General features: G+C 44.4%; 15 protein-coding genes. 6 read left to right on the top strand and 9 right to left on the bottom strand.

What is annotated here, in order from left to right; translation table 11 throughout:
* Positions 1-11: 11 nt before the first annotated feature.
* Complete coding sequence (gene fruA / locus R7P36_RS03320; protein ID WP_017634192.1) at positions 12-1,751, top strand: PTS fructose transporter subunit IIBC; 1,740 nt, start codon at positions 12-14, stop codon at positions 1,749-1,751.
* An 82-nt stretch (positions 1,752-1,833) separates the two neighbouring features.
* Here the strand turns inward: fruA and R7P36_RS03325 are convergent, their stop codons facing one another.
* From R7P36_RS03325 to R7P36_RS03340, 4 genes are all read right to left on the bottom strand, one after another.
* Entirely contained in the window at positions 1,834-2,544 is a 711-nt protein-coding gene (locus tag R7P36_RS03325; protein WP_054575158.1) for a hypothetical protein, read from the bottom strand.
* 175 nt (positions 2,545-2,719) lie between these two features.
* Positions 2,720-5,779, bottom strand: a complete 3,060-nt coding sequence (locus R7P36_RS03330; RefSeq protein ID WP_213899971.1) for an efflux RND transporter permease subunit — start codon at positions 5,777-5,779, stop codon at positions 2,720-2,722.
* Complete coding sequence (locus R7P36_RS03335; protein ID WP_005376420.1) at positions 5,779-6,840, bottom strand: efflux RND transporter periplasmic adaptor subunit; 1,062 nt, start codon at positions 6,838-6,840, stop codon at positions 5,779-5,781. Before R7P36_RS03335 ends, R7P36_RS03330 begins: the two co-directional genes overlap by 1 nt.
* Positions 6,840-7,913 carry an efflux RND transporter periplasmic adaptor subunit gene (locus tag R7P36_RS03340; RefSeq protein ID WP_017820965.1) on the bottom strand — a complete coding sequence of 358 codons (1,074 nt, stop codon included), beginning with the start codon at positions 7,911-7,913 and terminating at the stop codon, positions 6,840-6,842. The genes R7P36_RS03335 and R7P36_RS03340 overlap by 1 nt, the downstream gene beginning before the upstream one ends.
* 160 nt (positions 7,914-8,073) lie before the next feature.
* On the opposite strand from R7P36_RS03340, the gene vdeR reads away from it, so the two are divergent.
* Entirely contained in the window at positions 8,074-8,802 is a 729-nt protein-coding gene (vdeR, locus tag R7P36_RS03345) for an efflux transporter transcriptional repressor VdeR (protein ID WP_172563784.1), read from the top strand.
* A gap of 70 nt (positions 8,803-8,872) precedes the next feature.
* Here the strand turns inward: vdeR and gcvT are convergent, their stop codons facing one another.
* Positions 8,873-9,991 (bottom strand): glycine cleavage system aminomethyltransferase GcvT, encoded by a 1,119-nt coding sequence (gene gcvT, locus R7P36_RS03350; protein ID WP_017820967.1) that lies wholly within the window; start codon positions 9,989-9,991, stop codon positions 8,873-8,875.
* 260 nt (positions 9,992-10,251) lie between these two features.
* Entirely contained in the window at positions 10,252-10,875 is a 624-nt protein-coding gene (locus R7P36_RS03355; protein ID WP_005376429.1) for a helix-turn-helix domain-containing protein, read from the bottom strand.
* Between the two features lie 379 nt (positions 10,876-11,254).
* Here R7P36_RS03355 and R7P36_RS03360 point away from each other — a divergent pair, with 379 nt between their 5' ends.
* The 3 genes from R7P36_RS03360 to gcvP all read left to right on the top strand — a co-directional run bounded on the left by R7P36_RS03360 (position 11,255) and on the right by gcvP (position 15,975).
* Positions 11,255-12,550 carry a serine hydroxymethyltransferase gene (locus R7P36_RS03360; protein ID WP_005376430.1) on the top strand — a complete coding sequence of 432 codons (1,296 nt, stop codon included), beginning with the start codon at positions 11,255-11,257 and terminating at the stop codon, positions 12,548-12,550.
* Between the two features lie 53 nt (positions 12,551-12,603).
* Complete coding sequence (gene gcvH, locus R7P36_RS03365) at positions 12,604-12,984, top strand: glycine cleavage system protein GcvH (protein ID WP_005376432.1); 381 nt, start codon at positions 12,604-12,606, stop codon at positions 12,982-12,984.
* 126 nt (positions 12,985-13,110) lie between these two features.
* On the top strand, positions 13,111-15,975 hold the full coding sequence (gcvP, locus tag R7P36_RS03370; protein ID WP_213899970.1) for an aminomethyl-transferring glycine dehydrogenase: 2,865 nt from the start codon (positions 13,111-13,113) through the stop codon (positions 15,973-15,975).
* A gap of 238 nt (positions 15,976-16,213) precedes the next feature.
* Here the strand turns inward: gcvP and R7P36_RS03375 are convergent, their stop codons facing one another.
* From R7P36_RS03375 to R7P36_RS03385, 3 genes are all read right to left on the bottom strand, one after another.
* Positions 16,214-16,615, bottom strand: coding sequence for a VOC family protein (locus R7P36_RS03375; protein WP_005388788.1), 402 nt, complete (start codon positions 16,613-16,615; stop codon positions 16,214-16,216).
* A 217-nt stretch (positions 16,616-16,832) separates the two neighbouring features.
* Positions 16,833-17,660 (bottom strand): MBL fold metallo-hydrolase, encoded by an 828-nt coding sequence (locus R7P36_RS03380; RefSeq protein ID WP_238762565.1) that lies wholly within the window; start codon positions 17,658-17,660, stop codon positions 16,833-16,835.
* A gap of 266 nt (positions 17,661-17,926) precedes the next feature.
* Positions 17,927-18,817, bottom strand: coding sequence for a LysR family transcriptional regulator (locus tag R7P36_RS03385; protein ID WP_230849480.1), 891 nt, complete (start codon positions 18,815-18,817; stop codon positions 17,927-17,929).
* A gap of 108 nt (positions 18,818-18,925) precedes the next feature.
* Here R7P36_RS03385 and R7P36_RS03390 point away from each other — a divergent pair, with 108 nt between their 5' ends.
* Entirely contained in the window at positions 18,926-19,837 is a 912-nt protein-coding gene (locus R7P36_RS03390; protein WP_213899968.1) for a DMT family transporter, read from the top strand.
* Positions 19,838-19,970: the final 133 nt, after the last annotated feature.

Genomic DNA, 19,970 nt, shown 5'->3' on the forward strand with positions numbered 1-19,970 from the left:
AAGGTTATCGTATGAATATTGCCATTATTACTGCCTGTCCGAGCGGTGTAGCAAATAGCATCCTTGCGGCAGGATTACTAGAACAAGCCGCCGCAAAATTAAACTGGAATGCCAAAATAGAATGTCAATCAAGTGTGGTTGAACCAACACTATTGACGGAAGCTGACGTTGAACAAGCAGAAGTCATTGTCATTGCGGCAAATACTAGCGTCGACACTTCTCGTTTTGTAGGAAAAAAGGTTTACCAAGCGGAAATTAGCGAAGTAGCAAAAGACGCAACTGCGTTTCTCCAGCAAGCGGTTGAAAACGCCACTTTACTTGAAAAAGCAACCACACTTGCAGCCCCTATCACTGCTGAAGCAACATCAGCATCAAAGAAGATTGTTGCAATCACGGCATGCCCTACTGGCGTTGCGCATACCTTTATGGCGGCAGAAGCTTTAGAAGAAGAAGGCAAGCGTCGTGGCCATCAAATCAAGGTGGAAACTCGTGGTTCAGTTGGCGCTAAAAACCAACTGACTGAGCAAGAAATTGCAGATGCCGATCTGGTGATCATTGCTGCGGATATTGAAGTGCCACTTGAGCGCTTTAACGGCAAAAAGATGTACCGCACGAAAACAGGCCCAGCTCTGAAGAAAACAGCCGAAGAGATGGACAAAGCATTCGAGCAAGCCACGGTGTATCAACATTCTGGTTCAGCTAACTCTTCATCTTCCACCGAAGAGAAAAAAGGCGCTTACAAACATCTAATGACGGGTGTTTCGCACATGCTTCCTGTCGTCGTTGCAGGTGGTTTGATCATCGCTCTATCTTTCGTGTTCGGTATTGAAGCATTTAAAGAAGAAGGCACACTAGCAGCAGCCTTGATGAACATTGGTGGTGGCTCTGCATTCGCATTGATGATTCCTGTACTTGCTGGCTATATTGCGTTTTCAATCGCTGACCGTCCTGGTCTGGCTCCTGGTCTTGTTGGTGGTATGCTAGCAAGTTCAACGGGTGCTGGTTTCCTAGGTGGTATCGCAGCTGGCTTCATTGCCGGTTACGCAGCGAAACTCCTCGCAGATAAGGTGAAACTGCCACAATCGATGGAGGCGCTTAAACCGATTCTGATCATTCCATTTGTGGCAACATTGTTCACTGGTCTTGTGATGATCTACATCGTAGGCGGCCCAGTTTCAGGCATCATGAACGGCCTGACTGACTTCCTAAACAACATGGGATCTGACAGTGCAGTACTACTGGGTATTATCCTTGGCGCAATGATGTGTTTCGACCTCGGAGGCCCAGTAAACAAAGCCGCTTACGCATTTGGTGTTGGCCTTTTGGCTTCACAAACTTACGCGCCAATGGCGGCAATCATGGCCGCAGGTATGGTTCCTGCGCTAGGTATGGGTTTAGCGACCTTCATTGCGAAGAACAAATTTGAACAAAATGAACGTGAGGCAGGTAAAGCATCATTTGTCTTGGGCCTTTGTTTCATCTCTGAAGGCGCAATTCCATTTGCTGCGAAAGATCCAATGCGCGTGATTCCATCTTGTATGGCAGGTGGCGCGCTTACTGGTGCCCTATCGATGCTATTCGGTGCGAAATTAATGGCACCACACGGCGGTCTATTCGTGCTGCTAATTCCTAACGCAATTTCACCAGTATTAATGTATTTAGTGGCTATTGCAGCAGGTACAGCGGTAACTGGCTTTACTTACGCATTCTTAAAAAGCAAAGCAGAAGCGAAACAAGAAGTCGCAGCTTAATTAGAGCGACTCCGGTTAACAATGCCACCCTCGAATTTGGCATTTAGCACCTCCCTTTGATTCCGGTTAAGGGAGGTGTTTTTTATTCCGCAGCCGGAACGGCTACAATGTCTACTTCCCCACTGCTCATATCCACCGTTGCTTGATAAGCGCTATGCGGGTCACCGTAGTGCTTGAAGGTAAAGTGGTAAACGTTAGCTGGCGTCCACAAGGTTTTTGAATCTGCGGGCAGAATGTCATAGCCGTCTTGCTGATAAAGCTCTGTCGCCATTACATTTGCGATTGCCGCCTGCTGGTTAGCGTCTCGATCCACCTTTGGCTCTAGTGACGGGTTACTTGGATAAGATTCACCGTTGTAACTCATGAGTCGATATGAGCCATTACTCCAAACGATAAAGTCCTGCCAACCATTACTGTAACTGTCGGCTAGTACAATAGGCGTGCGAGTTACCGACATTCGATTAATAACGTTTCCCTCATTATCAAACATATATGCAGAGCAGCCACCACTACCACAGAAATAGCGATCTTGAAGCAACACTATGTGTTCTGCCTTTCCGTCGCTGTTTAGGTCGGCGCTACCCGATAGATAACGTAGGTTGTCTTGCTCGAGCGACAGCCCTTCAGGGGCTAAAACCTTACTATCAATCCAACTGGAAATGACTTCGGCACTAACACTGTTAATTTTAGGGGCAGGTTGTTTGGTTTCTGTCGGCATGCTATTCGTCGCGGTGCAGCCAACCAAGGTGAAAGAACCAACGAAGAAGAGTCCGTTTAATATGCGCTTATTCATGTAATCTCAATCTTTGATGTGTCGTTACATCAGTATACGCATGATTTGCATTGTAATCGTAAGAAAATCATTAAAATCAAGCAAATGAATGGTTTGGTATGTATTAGTAAGATCAAAAAAGCCCCGAAGAAAACCTTCAGGGCTAGGCAGGAAGCTGGCAAATAGCCAGGAGTCCCTATGCAGTGGTCGGTTTTACCCTAAACAGAATTGCAAACATCACTGGCACCACTATCAGTGTCAGTACAGTAGCAAAACCAAGACCTGCCATAATCGTTATTGCCATCGAGCCAAAGAAGGCGTCGAAGACCAGTGGTATCATCCCCAAGATAGTTGTTAGGGCAGCCATACTTACCGGACGAACGCGGCTTATCGCACTATCGACAATCGCGAGGTAAGGATCTTTACCTGACTCCAACTCAAGGTTAATTTGGTCAAGCAACACAATACCGTTTTTCAAAATCATGCCACTTAGGCTTAACAAACCAAGGAATGCTGTAAAACTGAACGGCATGTTCGTGGTAAGCAAACCAAAAGCAACGCCAATGATCGCTAACGGAACGGTGAACCAAATTACCAACGGCTTTTTGATTGAGTTAAACAATAAAATAGTAATGATGAACATCAACAAGTAACCCATCGGCAATGAACCGAATAGGCCTTCTTGTGCATCTTTGGATGATTCGTACTCACCACCCCATGTGATTTCGTATCCTTCTGGAACATGCAATGCCATCACTTTAGGCTGTACACGAGCAAATAAGCTTGCTGCCGTGTCGTCACTCAACACATCATGGTCCGCGAGAACGGTTAACGTACGCTTACGGTCACGACGCTGAATTAGCGGCTCACTCCAATCCAGTTGAACGCCATCAATCACTTGATCAACCGGAATATACGTTTGCAACGAAGGACTCCAAATGGTCACGTTTTGTAGTGATTCAAAATCTACGCGTTCTTCTTCAGGAAGACGTGTCATAATTGGCAACGTATGTGTACCATCACGCAAGTAACCTAAGGTGCTACCACCAAACGCCATTTGCAGTGTGCTTGAAAGATCTTCTTTCGAAATACCTAAGCGACGAGCTTTAGACTCATTGAAAGCGGGTACAAGTTCCTTGGTGCGCTCTCGCCAATCGTGACGAATGTTTCGAGCACCAGGGTCGGTATGAAGGATGTCTTCAACTTGCACCGCCAAGTCACGTAAAACTTGTGGTTCAGGGCCAGTAATACGCGCTTCGATCTTAGACGCTGGTGATGGACCAAATTCCATCAATTTAAACTGGAACGTAGGCGCATCAAATGTTTTCGCCAGATTCGCATCTAACTTATGCAGCAAACCAAACATTTTCTCACGATCAGTCGCGCGAACTTGGAACTGAGCGTACGCTTCGTAACTTTTTTCTGGTTGATAGGTTAAAGCAAAACGCTGTAGGCCCTGCCCAATCGAAGCAGAAACAAAGTCAATATCATCTTGCTGACGAATGTAGCTTTCGACCTCTTCAGCTTTTTTGATCGTTTCACGGATGTCAGTACCCTCTGGCATCCACATATCCACGTAGAACATCGGCGTATTCGATGGTGGGAAGAACTGCTGTTTTACATTACCAAATGCCACGACAGCACCCACTAATAGCGCCACCATGCCAGCAACGGTAAGCCAGCGGAATCGCAATGCAAATTTCAGCGATGCCCCAAATACGACAAACAACCAGCCTTTATAAGGATCATCTTCGCTAGTACCTTGCTCTTTGTTTTCCTCTTTCAACAAAAGATCGGCAAGGAAAGGCGTCAGTGTAATAGCGGTAATCCAGCTTAAAAATAGTGAGAAACACAGCACCCAGAATAGAGAGCCCATGAACTCACCTGTCGCATCTTGCGACAAGCCGATAGGTGCAAAAGCCGTAATTGCAATAACAGTTGCGCCCAGCAAAGGCCATTGTGTTTGCTTTACAATATCGACAGCCGCTTGAACTTTGGTACGCCCTTTCTTTAGGCCAACCAATATGCCTTCCACGACAACAATCGCGTTATCAACCAGCATACCCAAGGCAATAATTAACGCGCCAAGAGAAATACGATGCAGTTCGATGTTGTTGTAATTCATCAAAATGAAGGTACCAAATACCGTCAATAACAACACAACTCCAATGATGACACCACTGCGTAAACCCATAGTAAACAGCAACACAATGATTACGATCGCCACTGCCTCCGCTAGACTAATTACAAACGCTTTAACAGATTCATCCACCTCATTGGCTTGGTTGTAAAAGTAGTTCATATCGATGCCAGCAGGCTTGATAGACTCAAGGCTCGCGAGCTCCGCATCCAAACGTTCACCAACCTCAACCACGTTCACACCCGATGCAAACGAGATACCGATATTAATCGCTTTTTGACCGTTAAAGAGTACGACGTTGCTTGGCTTCTCTTGAATACCGCGAGAAATCGTTGCTACGTCTTTTAGACGAATTAGATTTCCTGTGTCACGGCCATGAATGATCAGATTTTCTAGTGCTTCTACAGTGTTTAAGGTGCCGCTTGGGCGAATAACAAGGCTTTCGCCATTGACCATCACTTCACCTGCTGAAACCACATTGTTTTGCTGGTTCAACAAGCTCGAAACCACATTCATGTCTAAGTTCAGTGCAGCAAGGCGATCAAGTGAGATCTCAACGAATAGCATTTCTTGCTGATCGCCCGTGATGTCTACCTTACCAACACCATCAACAAGCTCGATTTCACGGGTCAGGTAATCCGCATAACGTTTCAGCTCTACATAGTCGTAATCGTCACCAGTGAGCATTAACATCACGCCATAAACGTCACCGAAATCATCAATGACCTGTAAAGACTGAACACCTTGAGGCAATGATGGTCGTAAATCATTAATTTTACGGCGCATTTCATCCCAAATTTGCGGCAGTTCATCAGGACCATAGTCCATTTCCATGCTCACCGTTATTTGAGACATACCATTAGAAGACGTAGAGGTAATTTTGTCGATATAAGGGAGTTTTCGAATCTCTTTTTCTAGAGGATACGTCAGCTCTTCTTCAACTTCTTTTGACGTCGCGCCAGGGTATGTTGAGATGATCATGGCATCTTTGATCGTAAATGCCGGGTCTTCTAATCGTCCAAGCTCCAAAAATGACGTTAAACCACCAACAGCAAGGATAATAATGAACAACCAGCTGATGACTTTGTTTTTTATTGAATACTCAGCAATGTTCATTATTGGTTATTCTCCACAACATCCACATGTTTACCTTCGCGTAATTTACGCAGATTTGAATTAATCAGAATATCGCCCTGGCTAACACCTGACGACACAATGGCTCCATTGCCATTCACTTGAGAAATCATGACAGGCACTCGTGTGACAATGTCACCTTCTTTTTTCCACACAAAGAACTCATTCCCTTCACTGCCTGCTTGAAGCGCCGTGACAGGAACACTGTAACCATCAATAGAGGTAATGCCCGCCTTCACCATATCGACCAAAACGCTTACGCTGGTTCCCGGCAATATCTCTGTTTTTGGCTGTGGCATCGTCAAGTACATTTCGTAGGTTTGAGTTTCAGCGTTGGGTTCACTTGTGTGCTCTAAATAGTCCAAAGCAAATCTGCCATCGATTCCGGAGAAGGTTGCTCTAGGCTTGTAGCTCATGCTGTCTGAGTTTGGGTCTACCATCGCTAAAACATTGTCAGAAAGCTCAATGCGCACGTAAACCAAATCGTTTTGGTATAGGTTTAACACGGGTTCACCAATTGCCACACGCTCAAAACGTTCTTTGAAAACATCGGATACTTTACCGGCGAACGGGGCGAATAAACGGGTGTAATTCAATTGATTGGTCGCGTTATAGAAAGTAGCCTCAGCTAGCTCTTTATTGGCGGTTAGCTCATCAAGTTCCGCTTTTGAAATCATTTGACGTGCATGCAAGTCTTCACCGCGTTTAAGCTGACGAATTGCAAGTGTGTATTGTGCTTCTGCGTCATTCACGGCTTGCTTCTCTTTGCTATCATCTAGCTTTGCGATCATTTGCCCCTGCTTAACAACGTCACCCGCTTTAACCAATACGTGCTGAACTTCCCCAGCGCGGCGAAATGCCATTGGCGTTTGCTCTGCAGGCACTACTATGCCTTTGAACGCGCGATGTTGACTTTGTACTGGTGCATCCACCGAGATAGTCGACACAAAAAGTGGCTGCTCGACGATAGCTTGGTTTTCATTTTTGCACCCTGTTAAAACTGCAAGTGCAATCGCAGAGATCGTAAGTAGAGAACGTTTCATTAAATGCCTCCCTCACGAACCCAAGCTTTCACCACTTGTCCTTCAACCAGCCTCTCAACACCAGCAATAACAACGTAATCATTGTTATCAAGCCCGGCTTTCACACCACCTGCTGCATCAAGTGAAACTGTGACTTTATTGACCTGCTGCGTGCTTCTGTCCATTACCCAAACTTCACCTTGCGTCCCATTTTTGTTGACCCAAGCAGACTGAGGTAACGTCATCGCGTCCGATACATGTTGTTTAGCAATGTGTACCTGCCCAGTCATACCTGTCAGCAAATTGCGATCTTCTGGTCGAGTGATGGTCACGATCGCCTCATAACTATTGGTATCGATGTTTGGCTGCGTCGAAATTTCTTTAAATTGCCCAGGGATACGTTTTCCTGGCTCGCTATCCATCGTCACCCACATATCGGAGTTTTGCAGTGACTCAAGTGATACAGATTCCGCATAACTTACTGGCAAGGTGAAAGATACATCCAACGTCGTGTTATCAATGAGATTCAAGATCTCCTGCTTCTCTGCTACTACTTGAAACGGGTTGACATAGGTATATGACACAATGCCATCAAACGGTGCGTGAATTTTGGTATAGCTCAAATCGGTTTTAGCTTGTTCGTAGTTCGCCAATGCCGCTTTATATTGAGTTTCTTTCTGATCGTACTCATCAGTACTAATGAGTTTTTTTCCGTAAAGGTTTTTCGCGCGGTCCCATTGTGTTTTCGCTAACGCGTACTGCGCTTGAGCGGCATCTAACGCAAGCTGAAGATCTTTAGGGTCTAACGTTGCGAGCACTTCACCTTTTTGGACTTTTTGACCCATGCGTACACGTAATTCATCAACCTCTCCACCAACCTGAAAAGAAAGCTGCGCGCGATGTGTTGCATCAATACGCGCTAAAAAGGCGTGCGAGTCTTCAAGTTCTAGGTCTTTCACCGCCAGTAATTTAACAGGTTTGATTAAAGGTTCAGACGGCTCAGAAATGGCTTTATTACACCCAGTTAGCATCCCAGAAAGACTTAATGTCACCACTGCGCCAACTAAAGTGCGCTTTAAATATTGTTTTCGCACCCGCTTTCTCCGTAGGTTTTATATATTACACAGCCGTGCAGTATAAGCAGAATTTGAAATTGATCAACATATTTTCCAGGTGGATAGCAAATTAATTAGTCAAAGCGTTCGGTTTCTGGTAAAAGTAAGCGCGTGATTAATATTCGGGAAAATTCGAACTATGAATGAAAGAAAGCAGGGGCGTAGAAGTGCTGAAGCAGCAGAACAAACTAAGTGTCTGATCCTTAAAGTGGCAGCAGATATGTTTTGTGAACTTGGTTACGAGCGTGTCTCGCTGCGCAATATCAGTGAAAAGGCTGGTGTTTCACATAGTTTGATCCGTCACCACTTCGGCAGCAAAGAGAAAATCTGGCAAGCGGTTAGCGATGCAATGGACGAGTTCATGCAGTGCTATATGGCTGAACTCATCAATGAAATGCCGGAGAACACACCTTCGAATAGAAAAATTTATCTGTTTATGGTTCGCATGCTAGCATTTGCTCTTGTCAACCCTCACCCAGTACAGATGATCGCCGATGCTATTCGACAAGGCGATGACGGTGCTCTGCTGCAGTATTTCTTAAAGTCAAAAGATGAGTTCGCTGCGATATTTACCGGAATTTTCGAGCAGTACAACAGCGAAAACCCTAATGCACAGTTTGATCAGTGGGAATCAAAGTGGCAAATGTTGATCTTCGCACATGGTGCTGTCAGTCTCGCACCAATGATGCAAGAAACATGGCCGGATATTGCAGATAATCGCGAAAAACTGCTGCTCAAGCATTGGGAATTGTTTAATACCATTATGGCCTCTCAATTTGGGATCCCAAAAGAAGAGATGATTCATCCGGAAAAGCTTGAAGATATCGTTATTGATATGTGCTGTACTATTGATGAAGCAGTAAACTAAAAGCAAACAAGCGAAAAGAAGACATAAAAATGCCGAGCTACAAAGCTCGGCATTTTTGTTTCAATTCGTTTTAACCACGGTAGTAGCGTTGTGGTACGAACGGCATTTTTTCAACTGTCATTGGTAGCATTTTGCCACGCACTTCAGCGAACACTTCAGTACCAATCGCCGCCAAATCCGCACGAACATACCCCATTGAGACTGGCTTACCTGCATTCGGGCCCGCCGTACCACTGGTTACAACGCCAATTTTAACGCCGTCAGCATCAAACAGTTCAACACCTTCACGCACTGGCGCTTTGGTTTGACCTACTAGACCCACACGCTTACGCGCCACATCTTTAGTCTCAATCTGCTTAAGAATAATGTCTGCGCCAGGGAAACCACCTTCACGTTCACCACCAATACGACGAACTTTTTGGATACCCCATAGCAAGCTCGCTTCAACAGGTGTTGTTGTTGTGTCTAGGTCATGACCGTATAGACAAAGGCCACACTCAAGACGAAGCGAATCACGAGCACCAAGGCCAATCCATTCAACTTCATCTTCCGCAGTCAGTTTCCGTGCTAGCTCTTCCGCTTTGTCAGCAGGAACCGAAATTTCGTAACCGTCTTCGCCTGTATAACCACTACGAGAAACAATGCACTCGGCGCCTAAAATATCGACTTTACGAATATCCATGAACAGCATTTCAGAAACTTCTGGTGCAAAACGCGCCAATACAGCCGCCGCTTTAGGGCCTTGAATTGCAAGTAGAGCTCGGTCTTCGATAATTTCTAGCTCAACACCAGATGGTAAATGCGCTTGTAGGTGTGCGATATCTTGCGCTTTACATGCTGCGTTCACAACCACAAACAGATGATCGCCTAGGTTAGCCACCATCAAGTCGTCCATGATGCCGCCCTCTTCATTAGTGAAAAAAGCGTAACGCTGTTTACCAGACTCAAGATCCACAATATCCACTGGGACTAATGTTTCTAGGAACGCAGCTGCACCGTCACCAATTAGGCGAAGCTGTCCCATGTGAGAAACATCAAACAGACCTGCCGCATCACGAGTATGTAAGTGTTCCTTCTTTACGCCTAGAGGATACTGAACAGGCATATCGTAACCCGCGAACGGGACCATTTTGGCACCAACTTCAACGTGAAGTGCGTGTAGTGGTGTTTTCAGTAGTTCTTGAGTCATTTTCGTCTCCATTTAGATAGACCCGAGAATGCTATCGGCATTCGATGTGTTTCCAATAATAAACATGGCTCATTCTATTTTGCACGAACAAGACGTAGATCGACTTGCAAAAGTGTGACTCTTAACATTTTAATCACAACAAATCGTACAAAAAAAGCGCTTTAATGAGCAAGTTCTCATCAAAAAAGCGCCTTTTCATCATAACGACCACCAACAGCAATCGTTTGCTTTCACTATAGGAAATTTACAAGTATTTATCACTATTTGGCTGTCACCCACAAAATGAGCGCATCTTCCTCGCTAACACTGGTCAACATATGTCCCATATTTGCATCGTAATAAACGCTGTCTCCCTCGCTTAAAACAACAGGTTCGTAAAACTCAGAATAGAACATAACCTCGCCAGATAAGATAAGTAAAAATTCTTCGCCGTCATGACGAACCCAGTCTTTATATTCATCAAAACTACGAGCTCGAATTTGGCTCTTAAACGGCATCATTTTCTTATTGGAAAGTTGTGTCGCGAGCAGTTCATGTTCATAGGTTTGTGTTGGGTGTGGTTTACCTTCATTCTTCTTGGTAACATCCCTGCGCCCTGTCGCTACCTTTTTTCTAGGTGGCTCAAAGAGTTGTGGCATGTCAATTTGTAAGCCTAGTGCCAATTTTTGCATCGCTTGAAACGTCGGGGAGATCTGCTCATTTTCTATTTTGCTCAGTGTAGATCGAGCAAGCCCGGTTCGCTGACTGGCCTCTTCTAATGTGATACCGAGTTTCGAGCGGATATCCTTAATACGCTGGCCCAGTTTTAACGGCTCAATATTTTGGTCATGTTGCTCTTTTGCCAACGTCATCGATGGGTATTCATCGTAAATACTTTCTGCCATAAATCCCTCTATAGATATCCATATTTTTTGTCTTACTCGCATTGTGCATGAAGCACATAGTGGATAGAAGTCCACCAAGTGAATTAAACCGTGCTCTTGTTAACAAATTTTGAAATCTTGTTTCCTATAGGAAATTTTTGGTTGATTGTTCCCGCCACAGGCGCTATGTTACCAACTTGTTAGATGTAGAGATGCATATTTCCGTAAGAGATTGGTAAAAGAAACACGCAATCCAACGGAGTTTTTGCCCAAATTTAGGGCCGGATGTTCACTCTGTTCTGCTACGCAGTTCAGCTGTTTTTGAGGATAAATGAACCACAACCGCAAATCATAACTCATCTATTGCGGGTTCATTTTCAGATTTGGAAGGTCAACTACCATGAATAAGAGTTACCCTAACCACAGCTTGGAAAACTTTTTCTCTACCAACCTCTCTGCGACAGATGATGCTGTCTTTGCTGGAATTCAAGCGGAATCCGCTCGCCAAAACGAACAAATCGAACTTATCGCTTCTGAGAACATTGTTTCTAAAGCGGTAATGCAAGCTCAAGGCACATGCCTAACAAACAAATACGCTGAAGGGTACCCAGGTCGCCGTTACTATGGTGGTTGTGAGCACGTAGATACAGTGGAAGCCATTGCTATCGAACGCGCAAAAAAACTTTTCAATTGTGAATACGCAAACGTTCAACCACACTCAGGGGCACAAGCAAACGGCGCAGTAAAGCTGGCACTGCTTCAACCTGGTGACACCATTCTTGGTATGTCTTTAGACGCAGGTGGTCACCTGACGCACGGCGCACGCCCTGCACTTTCTGGTAAATGGTTTAATGCAGTTCAATACGGTGTTGATCGCGAAACACTAGAAATTAACTACGAAGATGTTCGTGAGCTAGCACTTGAGCACCAACCTAAAATGATCATCGCAGGTGGTAGCGCTATTCCACGTACTATCGACTTTGCAAAATTCCGTGAAATCGCAGACGAAGTAAATGCAATTCTTATGGTCGACATGGCGCACATCGCTGGTCTTATCGCAACAGGCGCACACCCTAGCCCATTGCCACACGCACACGTTGTTACGACTACAACACACAAAACATTGCGTGGCCCTCGCGGCGGTATGATTCTTACTAACCACGAAGACATCATTAAGAAAATCAACTCAGCCGTATTCCCTGGCCTACAAGGTGGCCCACTGATGCACGTTATCGCAGCCAAAGCGGTCGCATTTGGTGAAGCGCTTGGCCCTGAATTTAAAACTTATATTGATTCGGTGATCAATAACGCAAAAGTCCTAGCGGAAGTATTGCAAACTCGCGGTTGCGACATCGTAACTGGTGGCACAGACACGCACCTAATGCTGGTTGACCTTCGTCCGAAAGGGTTGAAAGGCAATAAAGCAGAAGAAGCTCTAGAGCGTGCTGGGATCACATGTAACAAAAATGGCATCCCATTCGATACAGAGAAGCCTATGATTACATCGGGCATCCGTTTAGGAACGCCTGCGGGTACAAGCCGCGGCTTTGGCGCTGAAGAATTCAAACTCATCGGTAATTGGATTGGTGACGTACTGGACGGTTTAGTGAACAACCCTGAAGGTGACGCAGAAGTTGAAAAACGCGTTCGCAAAGAAGTAAAAGAACTTTGCAGTCGCTTTCCTCTATACCAGTAAACGATTTTTTTGAAATCATAATAATTCCTGACAAGTTATTCGGAGATTAAGCAATGGACAAAACACTGAAGTTTGCAGATAGCCACGAGTGGGTACGTGACAACGGTGACGGCACAGTAACAATTGGTATTTCTGAGCATGCACAAGAAATGCTAGGTGACGTGGTATTCGTTGACCTACCAGACGTAGAAGACGAAGTTGAAGCAGGTGAAAGCTTCTCTCTCGTTGAATCTGTAAAAGCAGCGTCAGACATCTACGCACCAATCACTGGTGAAATCGTAGAAATCAATGAAGAACTAGAAGACAGCCCAGAGCTAATTAACGAAGAGCCGTACGAAGGTGGCTGGATCGTAAAAGTGAAGATGTCTGATGTATCTGAACTAGATAACCTGAAAGACGCAGACGAATACCTAAACTCTATCGAAGAAGAGTAATTAGGATGTGACGAAAGCTGTTCCCTAGCCTGTTTAGAGAACAGCTTTTTTTCTAGGTTCGGACGTATAATTTAATTTATCAGTAACGCAAATCCGTTACCCGAACCAAGGAGTAGGTAAAGGACAATGACTGAATTACTTCAAAGCCTCAGCACACAAAACGAGTTCGTTGCTCGCCACAATGGACCAAACAAATCTGACCAACAGAAAATGTTGGAAGCGATCAACGCAGTTAGCCTAGATTCGCTTATCGACGAAACCGTACCAGCACAAATTCGCCTAGAGCAACCAATGAGCTTGGCAGAAGCGAAAAGCGAAGCAGACATGCTGGCAGCCATGCGTAAGTTCGCCGATCAGAACCAAGTTAAACGTACATTCATTGGTCAGGGTTACTACAACACCTTCACGCCGAACGTGATTCTACGCAACGTGATGGAAAACCCGGGCTGGTACACTGCTTACACCCCTTATCAACCAGAGATCTCACAAGGTCGTTTAGAAGCACTTCTAAACTACCAACAAATGGTGATGGATCTTACTGGTATGGAAATCGCGAACGCGTCATTGCTCGATGAAGCAACGGCAGCAGCAGAAGCGATGACACTTTGTAAGCGTGCGGGTAAAAGCAAGAGCAACGTATTCTTCGTTGCTGACGACGTTCACCCACAAACCATCGAAGTGGTAAAAACTCGTGCGAAATTCATCGGCTTTGAAGTCTTGGTTGGTTCTTTAGAATCACTACCAGAGCAAGACGTGTTCGGTGCACTAGTTCAATACCCAAGTACAACAGGTGAAGTTCGTGACCTAACGGACATCATCGCTAAAGCGCAAGCAAACAAAACACTAGTGACTGTAGCAACGGACCTTCTTGCTTCTACCCTACTTAAACCTGCAGGTGAAATGGGCGCAGACGTAGCAATCGGTTCAGCACAACGTTTTGGCGTGCCGATGGGTTACGGCGGTCCACACGCTGCTTTCATGGCAACTCGTGATAAGCACAAGCGTACAATGCCTGGTCGTGTTATCGGTGTTTCTATCGATACCAACGGTAACCAAGCACTGCGTATGGCAATGCAAACGCGTGAACAGCACATCCGTCGTGAAAAAGCGACTTCAAACATCTGTACTGCTCAAGCACTGCTAGCGAACATGGCGTCTTTCTACGCGGTTTACCACGGCGCAGAAGGTCTACGCACGATTGCTCGTCGTACGCACCACATGACAGCCATCCTAGCCGCTGGCCTAACTAAAGGCGGCTTCGAGCTTGCTCACAACAGCTTCTTCGACACCATCACTATCAACACAGGTGCACAAACTGAAGACCTATACGCGAAAGCACTAGCCGCAGACATCAACCTACGTAAGTTGGGTACTCAGCTAGGTGTGAGCTTCGACGAAACCACAACCGTGGCAGATGTAGAAGCCCTATTCGCAGTATTCGGTGTGAAAGAAGAAGTCGCAGCACTATCAACTGAAATCGCAGGCAACGAGTTTGCAGCCATTCCAGAAGCATTGCGCCGCACAACAGAATATCTAACACACCCTGTGTTTAACACGCACCACAGCGAAACACAGATGATGCGTTACCTAAAACAGCTAGAGAACAAAGACTTCTCACTCACGCACGGCATGATCCCACTGGGCAGCTGTACGATGAAGCTGAACGCAGCAGCAGAGATGATTCCAGTAACTTGGCCTGAGTTTGGTTCGATCCACCCGTTCGCACCAGCAGAACAAGCAGCTGGTTACGCAGCACTCGCAAAAGATCTTAAAGAAAAGCTATGTGAAATCACTGGCTATGACGCATTCTCACTACAACCAAACTCTGGTGCATCGGGTGAGTACGCAGGTCTTATCGCGATTCAACGCTACCACGAAAGCCGTGGCGAAGGTCACCGCAACGTATGTTTGATCCCAAGCTCTGCGCACGGTACTAACCCTGCGACAGCATCTATGGTGTCAATGAAAGTGGTTGTGGTTAAGTGTGATGAAGAAGGCAACATCGACATCGACGACCTAGCAGCGAAAATCGAGAAACACAAAGACAACCTATCAAGCATTATGATCACTTACCCTTCTACGCACGGCGTTTACGAAGAGAAAGTGAAAGAAGTGTGTGAAATGGTTCATGCCGCTGGTGGTCAGGTTTACCTAGACGGCGCTAACATGAACGCGCAGGTTGGTCTAACATCACCAGGCTTCATCGGTTCAGACGTTTCTCACCTAAACCTACACAAAACCTTCTGCATCCCGCACGGTGGTGGCGGTCCGGGTATGGGTCCTATCGGTGTGAAATCTCACCTAGCTCCTTTCTTACCAGGGCATATTGAAGACGGTGTAGAAGGCGCAGATTTCGCAGTATCAGCAGCAGATATGGGTAGCGCTTCTATCCTGCCTATCTCTTGGGCTTACATCGCAATGATGGGCGAAGCTGGCCTAACAGATGCTACAAAAGTAGCAATTCTGAACGCAAACTACGTGATGGAAACACTTCGCCAACACTACGCTGTTCTTTACCGTGGCAAAAATGGCCGCGTAGCGCACGAATGTATTATCGACATTCGTCCGCTGAAAGAAGAAACAGGTATCAGCGAAGAAGACATCGCGAAACGTCTAATGGACTACGGTTTCCACGCACCAACTATGTCGTTCCCTGTAGCGGGCACGCTAATGGTTGAGCCAACGGAATCGGAAGATCTAGAAGAGCTGGACCGCTTCTGTGATGCGATGATCGCTATCCGCGAAGAAATGGAGAAAGTGAAAAACGGTGAATGGCCACTGGATAACAACCCACTTGTTAACGCGCCACACACACAAGTTGATCTTTCAGCTGAAGATTGGGACCGCCCTTACTCTCGCGAGATTGGCTGCTTCCCGTCTAAAGCGACCAAATCTTGGAAGTACTGGCCAACGGTAAATCGCGTGGATAACGTATACGGCGACCGTAACCTAATCTGTTCATGCCCAAGCATCGATAACTACGAAGATTAATTTTTGTAGAATCTAAATAAACAAAGGCGAACCGATTGGTTCGCCTTTGTTTTTGGTGTGCCGCCCTAACATTTGTTGATACATCGAGAAGGAATGATGGCTAGTTATTGTTTGCACAAAAGTGATTTAGAAATACAGTGACTTCTGAGAACCTTTGAATTAGCACTAATATCTCAGGCCTTAAAAGCTTGTTGGAAACTCCTCATGAACACTATGTTATACAGGTGCTATGTAGTTTCTAGTTCAGTTGCAGTAAGTCCCATTTATTACCATAGAGATCTTGGAACACCACCACTGTCCCGTATTCTTCCACACGAGGCTCTTCATTAAATACAACACCATTTTTCTTCATCAACTCGTAGTCACGCCAAAAATCATTAGTTTGCAGAAACAGGAAAACACGACCACCTGTTTGATTTCCTACTGCATGCGTTTGCTCCGGGGTACTCGCTTGAGCTAAAAGTAGGTTTGTACCATTGGAGTTTGGAGGAGAAACTTGAACCCAGCGTTTACCACCACCTAGGTTGGTATCTTCAACCAGAGTGAATTGAAGTTTTTGAGTATAGAATTCGATAGCATCGTCGTAATTTTCAACGACTAGAGCAATGTTTCCGATTTGCTGCTGAACAGTTTTGGCCATGATGATTTTCGCTGTGTCAAAACGCTAATTGTACGCTATTTTGAGACTTTTCTAGAAAGCACGTAACGCCTTGCATATGTTTAAGGCACGCAATACGAATGTTTACGCACAGCGCCTTTGTCACTAGAACCTTGATTGAGCAACTTATTAAAGCCTTAGCTATAACTCAAGAGCAAATCTCTAACCTAATAACGAAGGCTGCTCGTATACCACGGTATTATAGTTCTTCTAGTTTTCCCTTAGCTAAATCTTCTTGTTGCTTAAGGAACATGAAGAAGTTTGCCTCACTGATAAACGGGTTACCGCTTGTGCCGAGCTTCTTCCTATTTTCAAAAAGGAAATTTTTATGTGGATGGTTCGAAAGGTTAACGTTCACAATAGGTGCCTGTAGTGAAATTTTTCTAATTTTCTCCATGCTAGTCAGGAACTGGCCAATAACTTCTGGATCATTGCTACTTACGCTATGCCCACCAACGATAAAAGCACGATATTGTTCGCCATTATCTTCAACAGTGAAGTCTAAGGAATAATCACCTTCCGTGTGGCCAGGTGTGAGATAGAACTTAAACTCATGTCCACCAATAGCCATAGAGCTATCGCTTTTTATCTCTATGTCTAAATTTGGAGGAAAGAACTTGTTCTCACCTTCGCTTTTGTTTGATTGCTGTATAGATAGTTCATGAGCGCTTTTGGTCATCACGACTTTGGAACCATACTTCTCTTGAAGTAACTGGGCGCCCCCAACGTGGTCAGAATGCCCATGAGTTACCAATATGTGCGTTATTGGCTTATCTTTTAGCCCTAGCTTCTCTAGGTTGATAGGTATCCACTCAGAGTAAGGGAAGTCAAGCGTATCAATGATAACAAGTCCGTCGTCTGTAGCAATGGCATATGATGAGACCCACTTGTCTCCTACATAATAGACATTATCAAACATCTGAAATGGTTCTACATAACCGTTCTTATCATTCATTGCTGGAACATATTGACTTAAGGAAGCAAAAGACGAAGCACTGAAAAGTAAACCTACAATAATTTTTTTCACGAAATCACACACAAATATATCCTTAATAATTTCTTATAGAACCTCGCGGATGAGAAAGCTCTAAACGATTTTCAGAGGCAAATACAACTGCAAATACTTTCTACTTAGCTTGAGTTTTAGCTGACCGAATCACTTGTAAACTCGAATCCCATTAACTGCCTATGTATTCATGATTCTTTTAGAGGTTAAATAAATGAACTCAATTGAAGCAGAGTCATGAAGCTTCAATTGAGGTTACCGGCACAGCACAATGTGATAAACCTCTTTCAAGCAAACATTTGAATGCGATTTTTCCAATTTAAGACATGTTCAATAAATGCATCAACTCTTGCAGGCCTTTTATCGCGGTCTCGATACATAATGAATACTTCTTTACCCGAGCATTGCCATTCTGGCAACAAAGGCAGCAGGTTATGTTGATCATGATTTAGCTCATGAAAGTAATAGGTTGGAATCCAAGCAATTCCTAAACCATGGATGACGGCGTCTCTAACTAGTAGTACATCATTTGAAGTGAATTGAAACTTTAGCGGATGATCAAATGTTTCATTGGTGATTTGATTAACTAATTTCCATTGGCTGTCGTTGTTTACCGTAATTAGGCGATGATGAACAAGTTGTTCTGGATGGGTAATCGGTTGGTGTTGTTCTAAATAGCTTCGTGATGCACAAAGCGCAAATGGAATCGACCATAATTTCTGAGCAATCCAGTCTTGTTCAATAAGATCACCAAGACGAAAACTAACATCGACACGGTTAGATACAAGATTGATTTTTTCATTCTGTACATCTAAATCGATACATATCTTCGGATGTTGCTCTGCAAATTCATAAACGCACCGCTTTAACCACATCTGTGTCATGTTAATTGGCGCTGATATTTTGATCGTTCCACTTAAAGACTGACGCTCAGTCGCAATTCTCGATGTCACATTATTTAAGCTAAGAAGTAACGGCTCACAGAGTTGATAATATTTTTCGCCATCAGTTGTTAACGCAAAGTGGTGTGCACTGCGGTTAAATAGTCTGCAATTTAAGTTTGTTTCCAGCCTTTTTAACTTCCGGCTTAGCGTGGCTAACGGGACATTAAGACGCTCAGATGCTTGTGTTAGGCTTTGATAGCGAGCAACAGAAACGAATAACAAAAGGTCATCCAAAGAGTGACGTTCCATATTTGGGATTAACCCTCTTAAATTTGGCTATTAAAAATCAAATATGAAATATATAGCATTATCGCGTCAAGTTAATTTTTATCAGGAAGATCTATGTCTAAGCATTTATCAATTTGGTGCGGTGTTGTTGTCGCTATCTTTTTTTGGTCTAGTAACTTTAACGTAATAAAGGCTATTAATAGCGATGTCTCTCCTTTGGATTCAGCGACGTTACGATTTTCCGTTGCAGCTTTAATACTCTTGCTGATAAGAGGTACTAAACGCTCTCCATATGGAACCAAACTCACACGAAAAAGTATGTTGTCGTTGTTTGTTATAGCAACCGTGGGTGTAACTATCCAAAACTTCTCTATTTTCTCTGCAATGAGATTTACTACCCCAGTTAACGCAGCGGTTGTTCAGGCAAACCTACCACTTGTCACTATCTTGTTGTCGGGCTTTATTCTCAAGACTTCCATTTCGGTTAAAACTATTTTAGGTGCACTAATCAGTTTTTGTGGAGTGGTAATCGTCATTACAGGAGGAAATATTCATTCTATTAGCAGCAATAGTAATATTGGTGATCTATACATGTTATTTGCTTTAATTAGTGGGTGTTTATACACAATTCTAGCGAAGCGTTTAACATCTCATATCCCAGTAACTCAGCAGTTACGTTGGGTGTTAAGTATTGGTGCCATTCAAATGGTCGCTATAGCGATGTACCACGGCGACTTTAGCCGTAGCTTAAATGCCATAACATTTAAAGACCTAGCATTAATAGCTTACATGAGCCTGTTTGGAACTTTGATTGCTTATTACTTTTGGATGAAAGGCGCTATCGTTCTTGGTCCAGATAAGATGTCTCCATTATTTAATATTATGCCGGTATTCACTCTACTGATTTCGTTCATTTCTGGTGAGCAGGCTCAATGGGAAAATGTTTTAGGCGTCTTTATCGTTGCGGCTGGTGTGTATATAGGTAACTCAGCACCTTTTGCTCGTTTACGGAAGGTGGTGGAGTAAAAATAGACGCCAACCTTAAGTCGCATTATTTAGAGCAATACTTTGTTAATTGGCATAAGTTTTCTTGGTTTCCAATAGGTACACTTTTCGCTTTCGTCGTTCACTCTTTTATCTAACTTTATTGAGTGCATGT

Source organism: Vibrio sp. 397 (genome assembly GCF_033339395.1).
Taxonomy (GTDB): Bacteria; Pseudomonadota; Gammaproteobacteria; order Enterobacterales; family Vibrionaceae; genus Vibrio; species Vibrio alginolyticus.